The organism is Micromonospora nigra (assembly GCF_900091585.1).
GTDB classification, from domain to species: Bacteria; Actinomycetota; Actinomycetes; order Mycobacteriales; family Micromonosporaceae; genus Micromonospora; species Micromonospora nigra.
On the sequence record NZ_FMHT01000003.1, the window covers coordinates 45,110 to 61,526 of the forward strand.

The 16,417-nt window shown below is 71.6% G+C and carries 12 protein-coding genes; 4 read left to right on the top strand and 8 right to left on the bottom strand.

The genetic code is table 11. The annotated features are described in order from the left end of the window. Position 1: 1 nt before the first annotated feature. The 6 genes from yjfF to araB form a co-directional block, all read right to left on the bottom strand. Positions 2-994, bottom strand: coding sequence for a galactofuranose ABC transporter, permease protein YjfF (gene yjfF / locus GA0070616_RS00940; RefSeq protein ID WP_091074911.1), 993 nt, complete (start codon positions 992-994; stop codon positions 2-4). Then, complete coding sequence (locus GA0070616_RS00945; protein ID WP_091074913.1) at positions 991-2,061, bottom strand: ABC transporter permease; 1,071 nt, start codon at positions 2,059-2,061, stop codon at positions 991-993. The genes yjfF and GA0070616_RS00945 overlap by 4 nt, the downstream gene beginning before the upstream one ends. Continuing rightward, positions 2,058-3,593, bottom strand: a complete 1,536-nt coding sequence (locus tag GA0070616_RS00950) for a sugar ABC transporter ATP-binding protein (RefSeq protein WP_091074915.1) — start codon at positions 3,591-3,593, stop codon at positions 2,058-2,060. Before GA0070616_RS00950 ends, GA0070616_RS00945 begins: the two co-directional genes overlap by 4 nt. A 70-nt stretch (positions 3,594-3,663) precedes the next feature. Further along, positions 3,664-4,665 carry an ABC transporter substrate-binding protein gene (locus GA0070616_RS00955; protein WP_091074917.1) on the bottom strand — a complete coding sequence of 334 codons (1,002 nt, stop codon included), beginning with the start codon at positions 4,663-4,665 and terminating at the stop codon, positions 3,664-3,666. A gap of 115 nt (positions 4,666-4,780) precedes the next feature. Then, on the bottom strand, positions 4,781-5,473 hold the full coding sequence (locus GA0070616_RS00960) for an L-ribulose-5-phosphate 4-epimerase (RefSeq protein ID WP_091074919.1): 693 nt from the start codon (positions 5,471-5,473) through the stop codon (positions 4,781-4,783). Beyond that, positions 5,470-7,281, bottom strand: coding sequence for a ribulokinase (gene araB / locus GA0070616_RS00965; protein WP_245712594.1), 1,812 nt, complete (start codon positions 7,279-7,281; stop codon positions 5,470-5,472). Before araB ends, GA0070616_RS00960 begins: the two co-directional genes overlap by 4 nt. 547 nt (positions 7,282-7,828) lie before the next feature. Here araB and manD point away from each other — a divergent pair. Continuing rightward, positions 7,829-9,037 carry a D-mannonate dehydratase ManD gene (gene manD / locus GA0070616_RS00970; protein ID WP_091074921.1) on the top strand — a complete coding sequence of 403 codons (1,209 nt, stop codon included), beginning with the start codon at positions 7,829-7,831 and terminating at the stop codon, positions 9,035-9,037. A 52-nt stretch (positions 9,038-9,089) separates the two neighbouring features. Here the strand turns inward: manD and GA0070616_RS00975 are convergent, their stop codons facing one another. Both GA0070616_RS00975 and GA0070616_RS00980 read right to left on the bottom strand, forming a co-directional pair. Further along, positions 9,090-10,511, bottom strand: coding sequence for a glycoside hydrolase family 10 protein (locus tag GA0070616_RS00975; protein ID WP_091074923.1), 1,422 nt, complete (start codon positions 10,509-10,511; stop codon positions 9,090-9,092). Between the two features lie 173 nt (positions 10,512-10,684). Next, positions 10,685-11,725, bottom strand: coding sequence for an acetylxylan esterase (locus GA0070616_RS00980; protein ID WP_091074924.1), 1,041 nt, complete (start codon positions 11,723-11,725; stop codon positions 10,685-10,687). A 342-nt stretch (positions 11,726-12,067) separates the two neighbouring features. On the opposite strand from GA0070616_RS00980, the gene GA0070616_RS00985 reads away from it, so the two are divergent. From GA0070616_RS00985 to GA0070616_RS00995, 3 genes are read left to right on the top strand one after another with little or no spacing between them, the layout of a single operon-like run. Continuing rightward, the gene (locus GA0070616_RS00985) at positions 12,068-14,497 is read left to right on the top strand and encodes a beta-xylosidase/alpha-l-arabinosidase (protein ID WP_091074926.1); all 2,430 of its coding nucleotides are present in this window, start codon (positions 12,068-12,070) and stop codon (positions 14,495-14,497) included. Beyond that, a complete protein-coding gene (locus GA0070616_RS00990; protein WP_091074928.1) occupies positions 14,494-15,477 on the top strand; it encodes an ABC transporter permease in 984 nt (327 codons plus the stop codon). Before GA0070616_RS00985 ends, GA0070616_RS00990 begins: the two co-directional genes overlap by 4 nt. Beyond that, positions 15,474-16,412, top strand: a complete 939-nt coding sequence (locus tag GA0070616_RS00995) for a carbohydrate ABC transporter permease (RefSeq protein WP_245712595.1) — start codon at positions 15,474-15,476, stop codon at positions 16,410-16,412. The genes GA0070616_RS00990 and GA0070616_RS00995 overlap by 4 nt, the downstream gene beginning before the upstream one ends. The last annotated feature ends 5 nt before the right edge of the window (positions 16,413-16,417 follow it).

Here is a 16,417-nt window from a genome sequence, read left to right on the forward strand (position 1 = left end):
GTCACTTCGTGCGGATGCCGACGAGGCGCTGGAGGAGGATGAACACGAACAGCAGGCCACCGATCACGATCTTGGTCCACCAGGAACTGAGGGTGCCGTCGAAGGTGATCAGCGTCTGGATCACGCCGAGCACCAGGACTCCCAGGACGGTGCCGAACACGTATCCCGAGCCGCCGGTGAGCAGGGTTCCGCCGATGACCACCGCAGCGATCACGTCCAACTCCATGCCCACCGCGATCAGCGGGGCCCCGGAGAGGGTGTAGAAGGACAGCATGATGCCGCCGATCGCCGAGCAGAGCCCGCTGATCGTGTAGACGGCGATCTTCGTACGCCCGACCGGTAGGCCCATCAGCAGCGCCGACTGGGGGTTGCCGCCGACGGCGTACACGTTGCGGCCGAGCCGGGTGTACGCCAACGTCACCGCCGCCACCAGCACCACCGCCAGGGCGATCAGGACGCTGACGCTGACGAAGTTCTCCCCGATGCGGATGCGCTCCTGCGCGACGCCCGTCCAGAACCCGTCGGTGATCGGGATGGAGGTCGAGCTGATCCAGGTGCACATGCCACGGGCGAAGAACATCCCGGCGAGCGTGACGATGAACGGCTGGATGTCGAAGAAGTGGATGACGCAGCCCATCGCGAACCCGAGGGTGGGGCCGATGAGCAGTGCGATCACCAGCACCAGCGCCGGGGGCATCCCGCCGCGCAGCAGCGACGCCGACACCATGGCGGTCATGGCGACCACCGACCCGACCGACAGGTCGATGCCGCCGGTGAGGATGACGAAGGTCATGCCGACGGCGACCACCAGCAGGAAGCCGTTGTCGATGAAGATGTTGAACACGACCTGCACGTTGGAGAACGCGCGGTACTGCGATACGCCGACGCCGTACATGACCAGCAGCAGGGCGAGGGTGGCCAGCACCGGGACGTGCCGTTGCGGCAACCGCCACCACGCCCGGGCGGCGGGGGCGGCCAGAGGTGTCGTGGTCATGCCGGAACCTGCTCCTTCTGCTTCTCGGCCGGCGCGACCGGGGTCACGACCGGGGTGCGGCGGCGCCGGAACCTCGCCCGGAAGGCCGGGGCCTGCACGAGGCAGACGGCGATGACCACCACGGCCTTGAACAACAGCGCCGTCTGCGGGTCGATGTTCATGGCGTAGACGGAGGTGGTCAGGGTCTGGATGATCAGCGCCCCGACGATGGTGCCGCCGAGGTGGAACCGGCCGCCGGCCAGGGAGGTGCCCCCGATGACCACGGCGAGGATCGCGTCCAGTTCCACCCACAGGCCGGCGGCGTTGCCGTCGGCGCTGGAGACGTTGGCGGTCATCATGAACCCGGCGACGGCGGCGCAGGCCGCGCTGACGACGTACACCAGGAAGGTGATCCGCCGCGAGCGCACGCCGGCCAGCCGACTGGCCTCGGCGTTGCCGCCCACCGCTTCGATGATCATGCCGAGGGCGGTGCGGCGGGTGAGCACCGCGACGAGCAGGGTCACCGCCAACGCGATGATGATCGCGAACGGCAGGGCGAACAGGTGCCCGACCCCGATCATCTTGTACGGATCACTGTTGATCGTGATGATCTGCCCGGAGGTGATCAGCTGGGCCAGGCCCCGACCGGCGACCATCAGGATCAGCGTGGCGATGATGGGTTGGATGCCGATGACGGCGACCAGTGTGCCGTTCCAGGCTCCCAGCAGCAGGGCGACGCCGAACGCGAGCGCCAGGGCGGTGAGCACCCCCCCGATGCTGTTCTGGTCGGGCTGCTCGCTGATGTAGAGGCAGGCCACCGCGCCGCTGACCGCGACCACGGAACCCACCGACAGGTCGATCCCGCCGGTGGCGATCACCAGGGACATTCCGAGGGCCACCAGGATCAGGGGCGCGCTGAGCCGGACGATGTCGATGAGGCTGCCGTACAGGTGCCCGTTCTTCAGCTCGACCGACAGGAAGCTGGGTCGGTAGACGGTGTTCGCCGCCAGCAGCACCAGCAGCACGACCAGCGGCCAGAACAGCCGGTGGCCGGTGGCCGCCGTGAGACGTGTCCGCGCGGTGCTCATGGCGTCACCGCTCCTTCCTGCTCGGAGTTGGCGATGGCCCGCATGACCCGGTCGGCGTTGAGGCTGTCGTCGTTGGTGAGCTGGGCGACCATCTGCCGGTCGCGCATCACGGCGACCCGGTGGCTGAGCCGCAGCACCTCCTCCAGCTCGGCCGAGATGAACAGCACGGCCATCCCCTCGTCGGCGAGCCTGACCACCAGACGCTGGATCTCGGCCTTCGCGCCGATGTCGATGCCCCGCGTCGGCTCGTCCAGGATCAGCAGCCGTGGCTCGGTGATCAGCCAGCGGGCCAGCAGCACCTTCTGCTGGTTGCCGCCGGACAGGTTGCGCACCGGCATGTCGGGGTCGGCCGGCCGGATGCTGAGCGCGTCGATCCAGCGCTGGACCAGCTCGTCCTGCCGGCGGCGCGGCACCGGGCGCAGCCAGCCGCGGGCCGCCTGCATGGCCAGAATGATGTTCTCCCGCACGGACAGGTCGCCGACCAGCCCCTCGGTGCGGCGGTTCTCCGAGCAGAAGGCGATGTTGCGATCGATCGCGGCCACCGGGTTACGGATCGCGGCCGGCTCGCCCTCGACGGTGAGCCGCCCCCGGTCCGCCCGGTCGGCGCCGAAGAACAGCCGGGCCACCTCGGTACGCCCCGAGCCGAGCAGCCCGGCCAGGCCGACGACCTCGCCGGCGCGGATGGTGAGGCTGAACGGTGCCACGGAGCCGGTGCGGCCGAGCCCGTCCGCGGTCACCAGCGGCGCGCCGACAGCCTCCGGGTCCCGACCGGCAGCGGCGTCGATGCGCCCCAGGTCGTCGAGTTCCTTGCCGATCATCTTCTCGACGAGCGCGAGCTGTGGCAGCTCCGGGGTCAGGTACTCGCCGACGAGCTGGCCGTTGCGCAGCACCGTGATCCGGTCGGCGATGCCGTACACCTGGTCGAGGAAGTGGGTGACGAACAGGATCGCGATGCCGTCGTCGCGGAGCCGGCGCATGATCCGCAGCAGCTGCGCGACCTCGTCGGCGTCCAGGCTGGAGGTGGGCTCGTCGAGGATCAGCACCCGGGCGCGCACGTCGACGGCCCGGGCGATGGCCACCATCTGCTGCACCGCGAGCGAGTAGCTGCCGAGCAGCTCGGTGACGTCGATGTGCAGGTCGATGCGGGCCAGCAGCTCGGTGGCCCGGCGGCGGGCCTCGCGCCAGTTCACCATGCCGAGCCGACGCGGCTCGCGCCCGATGAAGATGTTCTCCGCCACCGACAGGTTGGGCAGGAGGTTGACCTCCTGGTAGACGGTGCTGACCCCGCCTGCGGTGGCCTGCATGGGGCCGCTGAAGGAAACCTCGGCACCATCTAGGGTGATGACGCCCGCATCGGTGCCGTACACGCCCGTCAGCACCTTGATCAGGGTGGACTTGCCGGCGCCGTTCTCGCCCATCAGGGCGTGTACCTCACCGGGGAAGAGTCGGAAGTCGACGCCGTCGAGGGCGCGCACTCCCGGGAAGTGCTTGCTGATTCCGGTCATCGTGAGGACCGGTTTCTGCTGCGCCATCCCATCAGGCCTTTCTCGTCGCCGCGGCCGGGGGCCGCCGCGCGGGTGTGCGCGGCGGCCCCCAGGTCGGTCAGTACTTCCGGTTCGGCAGGACGGCCTTGGCCTGCTCCTGCGTGAACGTGGTCTCCTCGGTCTCGACGCGCGCCGGGACCTCCTCGCCGGCGTGCACCTTCTTGACCAGCTCCATCAGCTGCGGGCCGAGCAGCGGGCTGCACTCCGCGATGAAGTTGAACTTCCCGTCGGCCAGGGCCTGCATCCCGTCCTTGACAGCGTCGATCGTGATGATCTTGATGTCCTGGCCGGGCACCTTGCCGGCCGCCGTGATGGCCTCCAGCGCGCCGAGGCCCATGTCGTCGTTGTGCGCGAACAGCACGTCGATCTTCGGGTTGGCCTTGAGGAACTGCTCCATGACCTGCTTGCCACCCGCCCGGGTGAAGTCACCGCTCTGCGAGGCGACGATCTTCAGGTTCGGGTTGGCGGCGATCGCCTCGGCGAAGCCCTTCTTACGGTCGTTGGCGGGTGCCGAGCCGGTGGTGCCCTGCAACTCGACGATGTTCACCGGGCCGGTCGCGTCGGCGGTCTGCTCGACCAGCCACTCGCCGGCCAGCCGGCCCTCCTTGACGAAGTCCGAGCCGATGAAGGTCTTGTAGAGGCTCTTGTCGGCCGAGTCGACCGCCCGGTCGGTCAGGATGACCGGAATGTCGGCGTCCTTGGCCTCCTTGAGCACCGTGTCCCAACCGGACTCCACCACCGGCGAGAAGGCGATCACGTCCACCTTCTGCTGGATGAAGTTGCGGATGGCCTTGATCTGGTTCTCCTGCTTCTGCTGGGCGTCGTCGAACTTCAGCTCGATCCCGGCCTCACCGGCCGCGTCCTTGATCGAGATGCTGTTCGCCGTCCGCCAGCCGCTCTCCGCGCCGACCTGGGAGAAGCCGAGGACGATCTTGCCGTCGTCCCCGGCGTCGCCGCCGGTGTCGCTGTTGCCGCAGCCGACCAGCCCGCCGGCCAGCAGGCCGGCGGCGAGGATCGTGCCGAACGCGCGGCGGGTGAACGTGGTGCCGGTCTTCACCATGGGAGGGACTCCTTGTTCGGGGGTGGGTGGGGGTGGGGTTGCGCCCCCGCCCCGCCGGGGACGGCGGGCCGGGGGGTCGGGGCGGTGGAGCGGGCCCCGTGACACGGGAGCGGGGTCAGGCCGGGGTGGACCCGGCGCCCTGCTGCCCGTACACGTTCTGGTAGCGCTGGTAGAGCGAATCGATGTCGGCGGGAGCGATCGGCAGCGGCTCGCCGAGCGCCCTCGTCAGATGCGCGGTACGGGCCACGTCCTCGCACATCACGGCGGCCTTGACCGCGGCGCGGGCGTCCCGACCGATGGTAAAGACCCCGTGGTTGCGCATCAGCACCGCAGGCGAGCGGTGTCCCGACAGGGTGGAGACGATCCCCTTGCCGATGTCGTCACCACCGATCAGGGCGAACGGGCCGACCGGGATCTCCCCGCCGAACTCGTCGGCCTGGGCGGTCAGGTGACACGGGATCGCCTCGCCGCGCGCCGCCCAGGCGGTGGCGTACCCGCTGTGGGTGTGCACCACGCCGCCGACGTCGGACATCGCCCGGTAGACGTACGCGTGCGCGGCCGTGTCGCTGGACGGGGACAGGTCGCCCTCGACCACCACCCCGTCGAGATCGCAGACGATCATGTTCTCGGCGTCGAGGTCGTCGTACGACACCCCGCTCGGCTTGATGACCATGAGGTCCCGGCCCGGCACCCGGGCCGAGACGTTGCCGGCCGTCCAGGCCACCAGGCCGTACCGGACCAGTTCGCCGTGCAACGTCGCGACCTGCTCGCGCAGCCGTGCCACCGCTTCGCGCAACTCGGGGTTCATGCCACCACCTCCAGGGGGCCTGCGGCCTCGTCGGCCGGATCGGTGAGTACGGCTTCTCCGGCCGGATCGGGACCTGCGGCCCCGCCACCCGGAACAGGGAGGGTGGCCTCGTCGGCCGGAACGGGAAGGGTGGCGCTCTCGGCCGGCTCCGGGTCGGCCGCCGGGCGGCGCGCGGCGTTGCGGATGGTGCGCAGCCGCAGCAGCACGTCGTCGCCGCCCCGGCCGAAGTGGTCGTGCAGCCGCCGGTACTCGGCGTACAGCGCGTCGTAGGCCCGGGCCCGTTCCGGGTCGGGCAGGTAGACGTCCCGGTCCACCCGGCCCATCGCCGCCGAGGCGGCGGGCACGTCCGGGTACGCCCCCGCGGCCACCGCCGCGTGGATCGCGGAGCCCAGGGCGGGGCCCTGGGTGGAGCCGATGATGCCCAGCGGGCGGCGGGTCACGTCGGCGTAGATCTGCATCAGCAGCGCGTTGCCGGTCAGCCCGCCCGCGACGATCAACTCCTCGACGGGCACGCCGGCGTCGGCGAACGCCTCGATGATCATGCGGGTGCCGTAGGCGGTGGACTCCAGCAGGGCACGGTAGACGTCCGGAGGGCGGGTCGCCAGGGTGAGCCCCACGAGCACCCCGCTGAGGTCGTGGTTGACCAGCAGGGACCGGTTGCCGTTCCACCAGTCGAGGGCGATCAGGCCGTGCGCGCCGACCGGCTGGCTGGCGGCGGCCTCGGTCAGGGCCTCGTGCGAGGCGAACCCGGCCGGGGCCGCCTGCTGCACGTACCACCCGAAGATGTCCCCGACCCCGCTCTGGCCCGCCTCGTAGCCCCAGTGGCCGGCGCTGATGCCGCCGTCAACGACGCCGCACATACCGGCCACCTCGGCCAGCTCGGTGCCGTTGACCACGTGGCAGGTGGAGGTGCCCATGATGGCGACCAGCCGGCCGGGGGCCAGCGCCTGCGCGGCGGCGGCGGTGACGTGTGCGTCGACGTTGCCGACCGCGACGGCGATCCCCTCGGGCAGGCCGGTCCAGGCCGCGGCCTCGGCGCTCAGCCCGCCGGCCCGCGCGCCCAGCGGCGCCAGCGGACCGTCGATCTTGGCGACGAAGTCGGCGAAGCCGGGGTTCAGCGCGGCCAGGTACTCCCGGGAGGGGTAGCGGCCGTCCTGGTGGATGCCCTTGTAACCGGCGGTGCACACGTTGCGCGTCTCGACGCCGCACAGCTGCCAGACGATCCAGTCGGCCGCCTCGATCCAGCGGTCCGCGCGGGCGTAGACCTCCGGGTCCTCCTCCAGCAACTGCAAGCCCTTGGCGTACTGCCACTCGGCGGAGATCTTGCCGCCGTAGCGGCCGATCCACGCCTCGCCACGGTCGTGGGCGAGGGCGTTGATCCGGTCCGCCTGGGGCTGGGCGGCGTGGTGCTTCCACAGCTTCACCCAGGCGTGCGGACGGGTCCGCAGCTCGGGCAGCTCGCACAGCGGGGTGCCGTCGGCGAGGGTGGGCAGCACCGTGCAGGCGGTGAAGTCGATGCCGACGCCGACCACCTGTCGCGGGTCGATGCCACTGTCGGCCAGGGCCGCCGGGACCGCGTGCCGCAGGACGTCCCGGTAGTCGTCCGGGTCCTGAAGGGCCCAGTCGGCGGGCAGCGCGCGCCCGTCCGCCGAGTCGAGCGCGGTGTCCATCACCCCGTGCCGGTACGGGTGCACCGCCGTGCCCAGTTCGGCACCGTCGGCGACCCGCACGACCAGGGCCCGGCCGGACAGTGTCCCGAAGTCGACGCCCACGACGTATCGTTCGTCGGCTTCTGCCCTTACGCTCATCTGAACCTCCGCTGCCGCGTTCGCGCCCTAGTGTTAGCGCTCACATGAACTCCCGTCAAGACGCGCCGGAAACATTGCCGAAATGGTCGGGTGCCCCGGTCACCCCCGCCGCCCCTCCGAATCAGCGAAGCCTGACGATGAACTGCGAGGCCGGCACCCCCGTTAGCGCTCACACGGAGGCCGGCACGGCACGGTCCCGGACCACGTCCGGGCCGGAACCACCCACCGCAGGCCCCTCTCCGTGGGCGATTCGCGGACCCCGCCCGGCCGGTCGACCACCTCGCGTCACACGCGCCGCCGGCGGCGATCCGTGGGCGGCGTCGGACAACCGTCGGGGTTCACCCGGGCGCCGTCAGGGGCGTTGACACCACCCGGGCGACCAACGACACTGGCGCGGCTCGATGAGGCCGCCCGTCGCCCCGCACGGGCGACCGCCCGCCCCCGCGCGGGTGTGCCGGGCCGCAGGTCGCCGGCTGGCAGGGACGCCGGGCGACGCGTCCGTCGACCCGACCGAGAATCCGCCGACCCCGGCCGAGAAGGAGTCGCCATGAGGATCACCGACGCCCGGGTGGTGGTCACCTGCCCCGGCCGGAACTTCGTCACCCTCAAGATCGTGACCGACGAGGGGGTGACCGGGGTCGGCGACGCCACCCTCAACGGCCGGGAACTCGCCGTCGCCAGCTACCTGACCGAGCATGTGGTGCCGCTGCTGATCGGCCGCGACCCGGCGCGCATCGAGGACACCTGGCAGTACCTCTACCGCGGGGCGTACTGGCGGCGGGGACCGGTGACGATGAGCGCCATCGCGGCCGTGGACACCGCGCTGTGGGACATCAAGGGCAAGGTCGCGGGGCTGCCGGTGTACCAGCTGCTCGGCGGGCGCAGCCGCGACGGCGTGACGGTCTACGGGCACGCCAACGCGGCCACGGTGGAGGAGGTGCTCGCCGAGGTGGCGCGGTACGCCGACCTCGGCTACCGGGCGGTACGCGTGCAGGTCGGGGTTCCGGGGCTGGCCGCCACCTACGGCGTGGGTCGCGACCGGCTGTTCTACGAGCCGGCCGACGCGGCCGTGCCCACCGAGACGGTGTGGAACACCGAGCGGTACCTGCACCACGTGCCGTCGGTCTTCGCCCGCGTCCGCAGCGAGTTCGGGCCCGAGCTGAAGCTGCTGCACGACGTGCACCACCGGCTCACCCCGATCGAGGCCGCGCGGCTGGGCAAGGCACTGGAGCCGTACGCGCTGACCTGGCTGGAGGACCCGGTGCCGGCCGAGTTGCAGGAGGGTTTCCGGCTGATCCGGCAGCACACCACCACCCCGATCGCCGTCGGGGAGGTGTTCAACACCGTCTGGGACTGCCAGCAGCTCATCACCGAGCAACTCATCGACTACGTGCGGACCACGGTGGTGCACGCCGGAGGCATCACCCACCTGCGGCGCATCTTCGACCTGGCGCACCTCTACCACGTACGCAGCGGGTCGCACGGCGCCACCGACCTGTCGCCGGTCTGCATGGCGGCGGCGCTGCACGTGGACGTGTCCATCCCGAACTTCGGTCTGCAGGAGTACATGCGGCACACCCCGGAGACCGACCAGGTGTTCCCGCACTCGTACCGGTTCGCCGACGGTCTGCTGCACCCGTCGGAGGAACCGGGGCTCGGCGTCGACGTCGACGAGGAACTGGCGGCGCGCTACCCGTACCGGCCGGCGGCGCTGCCGGTCAACCGGCTGGAGGACGGCTCGATGCACCACTGGTGAGCGGCACGCCGGTGCCCGGCACGCGACCTGCGTGCCGGGCACCGGGGTCAGGTCAGCTCGCGGTGCAGGTCGGGGTGCCCGTGGGGCCGGTCCCGGTGCCCTGGAAGCCGAACTCGGTGCTGGTGCCGGCCGACACCCGGCCGTTGTAGGAGACGTTGCGCAACGTCACCGAGCCGCTGGTGCCGGAGTTGGTGGCGTTCCACGTGTTCGTGATGTTCGCGCCGCCGGGCAGGGTGACCGTCACCACCCAGCCGTTGATGCTCGACGAGCCGGCGGTGACACGTACGGTGGCCACGAAGCCGCCGTTCCACTGGTTCAGCGTCATCGACGCCGTGCAGCCTCCGCCGGTCGGCGGCGGAGTGGTCGGCGGCGGGGTCGTGGGCGGCGGGGTGGTCGGCGGAGCAGTGGTGGGCGGCGGGGTGGGGTTGCCGGCGTTCAGGGCCTCCAGGGTCGCGGTGTACGCGGGCTTCTTGTTGCCGTTGCCGTCGAACAGCAGCGGGGTGCCGCTGGCCCGCCACGAGTCGGTGTCCCGGATGCCCCAGACGGTGATCCCGGTGCAGCGGGGCACGGCGAGGCAGTCGGCCACCACGTTGCGGTAGGTGTTGGCCTGGGTGGTGCCGGAACCCTCGATGTCCAGTTCGGTGATCTGCACGTCGACGCCGAGGGCGGCGAAGCTGGACAGGGTGGTGCGGTAGTTGCTGGGGTACGGCGAGCCGCTGTTGAAGTGCGACTGGAGACCGACGCAGTCGATCGGCACGCCCCGGGCCTTGAAGTCGCGGACCAGGTTGTAGACGGCCTGCGTCTTGGCGTGGCTCCAGTTGTCGGTGTTGTAGTCGTTGTAGCAGAGCTTCGCGCCCGGGTCGGCGGCCCGCGCGGCGCGGAACGCCGCCTCGATCCAGTCGTTGCCGGTGCGTTGCAGGTTCGAGTCGCGCCGAGCCCCGGTGGAGCCGTCGGCGAACGCCTCGTTCACCACGTCCCAGGAGTCGATCTTGCCTCGGTAGTAGGTCGCGACCTGGGTGACGTGGTTGAGCATCGCCTGACGCAGCGCGGTGCCCGACATGTTCTGCATCCAGCCCGGCTGCTGCGAGTGCCAGGCCAGGGTGTGGCCGCGCACCTTCATGCCGTTGGCCCGCGCGTGGTTGACGATGCGGTCGGCGTTGGCGAAGGAGAACTGGCCCTGCTGCGGCTCCGTCGCGTCGATCTTCATCTCGTTCTCGGGCGTGACCGAGTTGAACTCGCGGTTCAGGATGCCGACGTAGGTGGAGTCGGAGAGCTTGTTCGCCGCGACGGCGGCGCCGAAGTAGCGCCCCTTCTCGGCTGCCGACGCCCCGAGGGTCGTTCCGGCGCTGGCGCTGGTGGCCACCGCCACCGTCGAGGCGACGACGGCGAGGCCGACCGCGACCGACGCGAACGCGGCGCGGTACCGCCGTCCGGTGGTCGGGCGCCCGCCGGCGCGGGCGTGCACGTTGTCCATGACAAGGCCTTTCGATGAAGCGTACGGGTGGTGAGCCACGCTCCGGCCACTGCCCTGCGCGGTGTGGACACCCGGCTCGGCCGCCCGGAGGCCGCCCGTGGTCACATTGCCCGGCACCGCGAGTAGATCGAAGCAACTCTCTATCGGAAGATTATCGAAACACTATCGACACATCAACGCGAGCCGGCTGGCGGTTTTTCCGGAAATCCGGCGGGGGCGGCCCCGGCCGGCCCGACCAGGCCGGCAAGCCAGCGTAGTTGCCGCCGGACGTGCACGGCCTCGCCGCCCTCGTGCTGGTTGAACGGGTACACGTGGATGTCCCGCGCGGGCGGGACGGACCGCCCGTTGCCGGCACCGTACTGGTTGTAGGCCGCGAAGGTGGTGCTCGGTGGGCACACCGTGTCGCGCAGGCCGACGCCGAAGTGCGCCGGCGCGGTGGCCCGGCGCGCGAAGAGCACGCCGTCGACGTAGGACAGCGTCCGGCGTACCCGGACCTCCGCCTCCCGGTCGACGGCGAGGTAGCGGGCGATCTCGCCGTACGGGTCGGCGTCGGTGATCTCGATGGCCCGCTGGACGTGGCAGAGGAACGGGGCCGTGGTGAGCACCGCGGCGAGGTCGGGCACCAGTCCCGCCACCGCGAGGGCCAGCCCGCCACCCTGACTGTTCCCCGCCACCACCACCCGGGCCGGGTCCACTCCGGGCAGGGTGCGGACGGCGTCGACCGCCCGCACGGCGTCGGCGACCAGCCGGCGGTAGTAGTACCGGGCCGGATCGAGGATGCCCCGGGTCACCGGCGCCGGTCCGCCCGGCCCGCCGTGCGGGTCGGGGGTGTCACCCGCCCCGTAGAGACCCGCCTGGCCCCGCGCGTCCATCAACAGGTGCGCGTAACCGGCGACCGGCCAGGTCAGCCGCTCGTGCGGCAGTCCCCGACCGCGCCCGTAACCGACGTACTCGACCACCGCCGGCAGCGATCCGGCGGCTCCCGCCGGACGGGTGTACCAGGCCCGCACCGGCTCGCCGTCGTAACCGGCGAAGGTCACGTCCCAGCTCTCGACCAGACGCAGGTCGGTCGGCTCGGGACGGACGTCGACGAGCACCGGCGCGGCGGCGGCCGCCCGCAGGGTCGCCCGCCAGAACGCGTCGAAGTCGTCCGGCTCGGTGACGGCCGGGCGGTAGCCACGCAGCTCGGCAAGGGGCAGGTCGAACAGGGCCACGGCACACCTCACCGCCACGCACGCGCCGGCCGGCGGCGAGCCCTCAGCCCGACTGTCGGTCGGTGGTTCCGGAAGTTTCGGTGGACCATAGCACGCGGGACGGGCTCCGCTATCACGTCGTTCGATGGCTGGCAGCGCGCGGACAGGGGATCCTCGCCCGCGCCGGCCGCGATTCCCACGCGGCCACGACCGACCTGACGCACCCTTGACACGCCCTGCGACGGCCCATAGTTTCCCCGAAACAGATCCGCTCGCACTTCCGGAAGTTCCGGAGCGCGAGCGTGGTCGCCAGGTCGGGGCGTCCACCGGGGACGATCACAGGTCCGACCGGAGAGGTCCGGCATGACAAGTCAGGTGCCCGTCGACAACCGCCCGACCGTCCGCGACATCCCGCCGTGGCGTGACCCGCAGCGGTGTCCCGCCGAGCGCGCCGACGCGCTCATCGCGGTGATGACGCTGGAGGAGAAACTCGCCCAGCTCGTCGGCGTGTGGGTGGGCGCGGACGCCTCGGGCGCGGGCGTGGCCCCCCATCAGCACGACATGGTCGACGCCGCCCCCGACCTCGACGCCGTGATCCGGCACGGGTTGGGGCAGCTGACCCGCCCGTTCGGCACCGCGCCCGTCGACCCCGTCGCCGGGGCCCGGTCCCTCGCCGCCTCCCAGGCGCGGATCGTCGCGGCCAGCCGGTTCGGGATCCCCGCCCAGGTGCACGAGGAGTGCCTGACCGGCTTCGCCGCCTGGCGTGCCACCGTCTACCCGGCCCCGTTGGCCTGGGGTGCCGCCTTCGACCCGGAACTGGTCGAGCAGATGGCCGCCCGGATCGGCCGGTCCATGCGGGCCGCCGGGGTCCACCAGGGCCTGGCACCGGTGCTCGACGTGACCCGCGACTACCGCTGGGGCCGCACCGAGGAGACGATCGGCGAGGACCCGTACCTGGTGGGCACGGTCGGGGCGGCGTACGTACGCGGTCTGGAGCGGGCCGGCGTCGTCGCCACCCTGAAACACTTCGCCGGCTACTCGGCCTCCCGCGGCGGACGGAACCTGGCCCCGGTGTCCATGGGTGCCAGGGAACTCGCCGACGTCGTGCTGCCGCCGTTCGAGATGGCTCTGCGCCTGGGCGGTGCCCGGTCGGTGATGAACTCCTACGCCGAGATCGACGGCGTGCCGGTGGCCGCCGACAAGGCCCTGCTCACCCGCCTGTTGCGGCAGCACTGGGGGTTCACCGGGACGGTGGTGGCCGACTACTTCTCGGTGCGGTTCCTACAGACCCTGCACGGGCTCGCCGACGGGCCGGCGGAGGCAGCCGGGCTGGCCCTGCGGGCCGGCATCGACGTCGAACTGCCCACCGTCGACGCGTTCGGCGAACCGTTGCGGGCGGCGGTCCGCTCCGGCGCGGTCGACGAGGATCTCGTCGACCGGGCCCTGCACCGGGTCCTCGTGCAGAAGGCCGAACTGGGGCTGCTCGACGAGGACTGGGACGCGCTGCCCGCCGGGGCGGAACGGCTCGACCTCGACGACGAGACCGGCCGGCAGGTGGCGCTGCGGCTGGCCCGACAGTCGGTCGTCCTGCTGCGCAACACCGGCGGGCTGCTGCCCCTGGCCGGCGACCTGCGGGTCGCGCTGGTCGGGCCCGTCGCGGACGACCCCCTGGCGCTGCTCGGCTGCTACTCCTTCCCGCTGCACGTGGGCGTGCAGCACCCCGCGCACGGCATCGGCGTGGAGATCCCCTCGCTGCGCGCGGCCCTGACCGCGCGGCTGCCCACCCTGACCCACGCTCCGGGCTGCCCGGTCACCGGCGAGGACACCTCCGGCTTCGCCGCGGCGGTCGAGGCCGCCCGCGCCGCCGACGTGTGCGTCCTCGCCGTCGGCGACCGGGCCGGCCTGTTCGGCCGCGGCACCTCCGGGGAGGGCTGCGACGTCGCCGACCTGCGCCTGCCCGGGGTGCAGGGCGACCTGGCCCGCGCCGTGCTGGCCACCGGCACCCCGGTGGTCCTGGTCCTGCTGGCCGGGCGGCCGTACGCGCTCGGCGCGGAGTTCGACCGGGCCGCCGCCGTGGTGCAGGCGTTCTTCCCCGGGCAGTGCGGCGGCCGGGCGCTGGCCGAGGTGCTCACCGGGGCGGTCGAGGTGTCCGGGCGGCTGCCCGTCAGCGTCCCCCGCGACGCCGGGGGCCTGCCCGCCACCTACCTCTCCCCCGTTCTGGGCCACCGCACCCAGGTGTCGTCCGTCGACCCCACGGCCGCGTTCCCCTTCGGGCACGGGCTGAGCTACACGACGTTCGACTGGACCGACGCCACCGTCGTCGGCGGTGCCGCCGGGGTCGCCGCGCCGTGGCCCGTCGACGGCGCGGTGGAGGCGGCGGTGACCGTGCGCAACACCGGCCGCCGGGACGGCACCGAGGTGGTCCAGCTCTACCTGCACGACCCGGTCGCGCAGACCACGAGACCGGTGGTCCGGCTGGTCGGCTACGCGCGGGTGCCGCTGCCGGCGGGCACGGCCGCCCGGGTCACCTTCACCGTGCCCGCCGACGTCACCTCGTTCACCGGCCTGCGGGGACGGCGGATCGTCGAGCCGGGCGACGTCGAGCTGCGGCTGTGCCGGTCCAGCGCCGACCCGGTCGCCACGCTGCGGCTGCGGCTGGTCGGCGCGGAACGGGAGGTCGGCCACGACCGCGAGCTGCTGACCCGGGTACGGGTGGAACCGGCCGTCGGGACCGGCGCGCCGGCCGGTCCCGCTCTGGTGGACGGCGTGGCCGGCGGGGGCGGGCCGCGATGAGCGTGACCGGCGCACCGGCGCCCGTGACCCGCGTGGCCCCGCCCCCCACCCCGGCGACGCCGCGACGGCGACGCTCCGGTCGCACCTGGCGGCAGGCACTGCGCCGGGACTGGCAGCTGTACTCGCTCGCCGTGCTGCCGCTGCTGTTCTTCGTGGTGTTCCGCTACCTGCCGATGGCCGGCAACATCATCGCGTTCCGCCGCTTCACCCCGGGCGGGAGCATCTTCGGCGAGCAGTGGGTGGGCCTGCGGTACGTGCGGCTGTTCCTGGCCGACCCCACGTTCTGGGAGGTGTTCACCAACACCCTCGTGCTGGGGGCGCTGACGCTGCTGTTCTGCTTCCCGCTGCCGATCGTGCTGGCCCTGCTGCTCAACGAGGTGCGCACCCGGCGACTCAAGCGGTTCGTGCAGTCCGTGTCCTACCTGCCGCACTTCCTGTCCATCGTGATCGTGGCGGCCATGGTGATGCAGCTGGTGTCCGTGGACGGGACGGTGAACCAGATCGTCGTCGCGTTCGGCGGTGACCCGGTGCCGTTCCTGCAACGACCCGAGTGGTTCCGGACCATCTACGTCTCCTCGGAGGTGTGGCAGACGGTCGGCTGGGGCACGATCCTCTACCTCGCCGCGCTCACCACCATCGACGAGGACCTGTACGAGGCGGCGCGCATCGACGGGGCCAACCGCTGGCGACAGACCTGGCACGTGACCCTGCCCGGCATCCGCCCGACCATGGTGACCCTGCTGATCCTCAACATCGGCACGTTCCTGGCCGTCGGGTTCGAGAAGATCCTGCTGCTGTACAACCCGCTGACCTACCCGACCGCCGACGTGATCTCCACGTACCTGTTCCGGATGGGCTTCGGGTCCAGCAACTTCAGCTACGCCGCCGCGATCGGGCTGTTCGAGGCGGTGATCGGGCTGATCCTGGTGCTGTCGGCGAACCTGATCGCCCGGCGCACGGTGGGCACGAGCCTGTGGTGACCGTCGACGCGCCCGCGCGCAACGCCACCGGCGGCCGGCCGCCCACCCGTCGGCGGCGCGGCATCCGGCAGACCCGCGGTTACCGGGTGTTCCAGGTCGTCAACGCGGCCGTCCTGACCGGAGTCGTCGTGCTGACGTTGTACCCGTTCGTCAACATCGTGGCCCGCTCGCTCAGCGAGGAGGCCCACATCATCGCCGGCGAGGTCAGCCTGGTGCCGCGCGGGTTCAACCTGGACACCTACCGCCTGGTGATGTCCGACTCGCTGTTCTGGACGAACTACCGCAACACCGTCGTCTACACGGTCGTCGCCACGCTCATCTCGATCGTGCTGACCACCTGCTACGCGTACGTGCTGTCGAAGAAACAGCTCAAGGGCCGCACCGCGCTGGTCGGCATCGCCGTGTTCACCATGTTCTTCTCCGGCGGGCTGATCCCCAACTACGTGCTGGTCACCAGCCTCGGCATGAAGAACAGCGTCTGGGCCATCGCGGTGCCCAACGCGATCAACGTGTTCAACCTGCTGGTGATGAAGGCGTTCTTCGAGAGCCTGCCCGTCGAGTTGGAGGAGGCCGCCGCCGTCGACGGGCTGAACACGTACGGCACGCTGCTGCGGATCGTGCTGCCGCTGTCGAAGGCCATCGTCGCCACCATGGTGCTGTTCTACGCCGTCGCCTTCTGGAACTCGTGGTTCGCCGCGTTCCTCTACCTCGACCGGCAGGAACTGTGGCCGGTGACCGTGTACCTGCGCAACCTCATCGCCGGTGCCACCGGCGCGGAGAACGTCGGGGCCGTCGCCGCGGCCGACGAGGTGCAGGCCGAGGCGACCCTCAAGGCGGTGACCATCGTGCTCACCACCCTGCCCATCCTCCTGGTGTACCCCTTCGTCCAGCGGTTCTTCGTCTCCGGCGTGATGCTCGGCGCGGTCAAGGGCTAACCCAG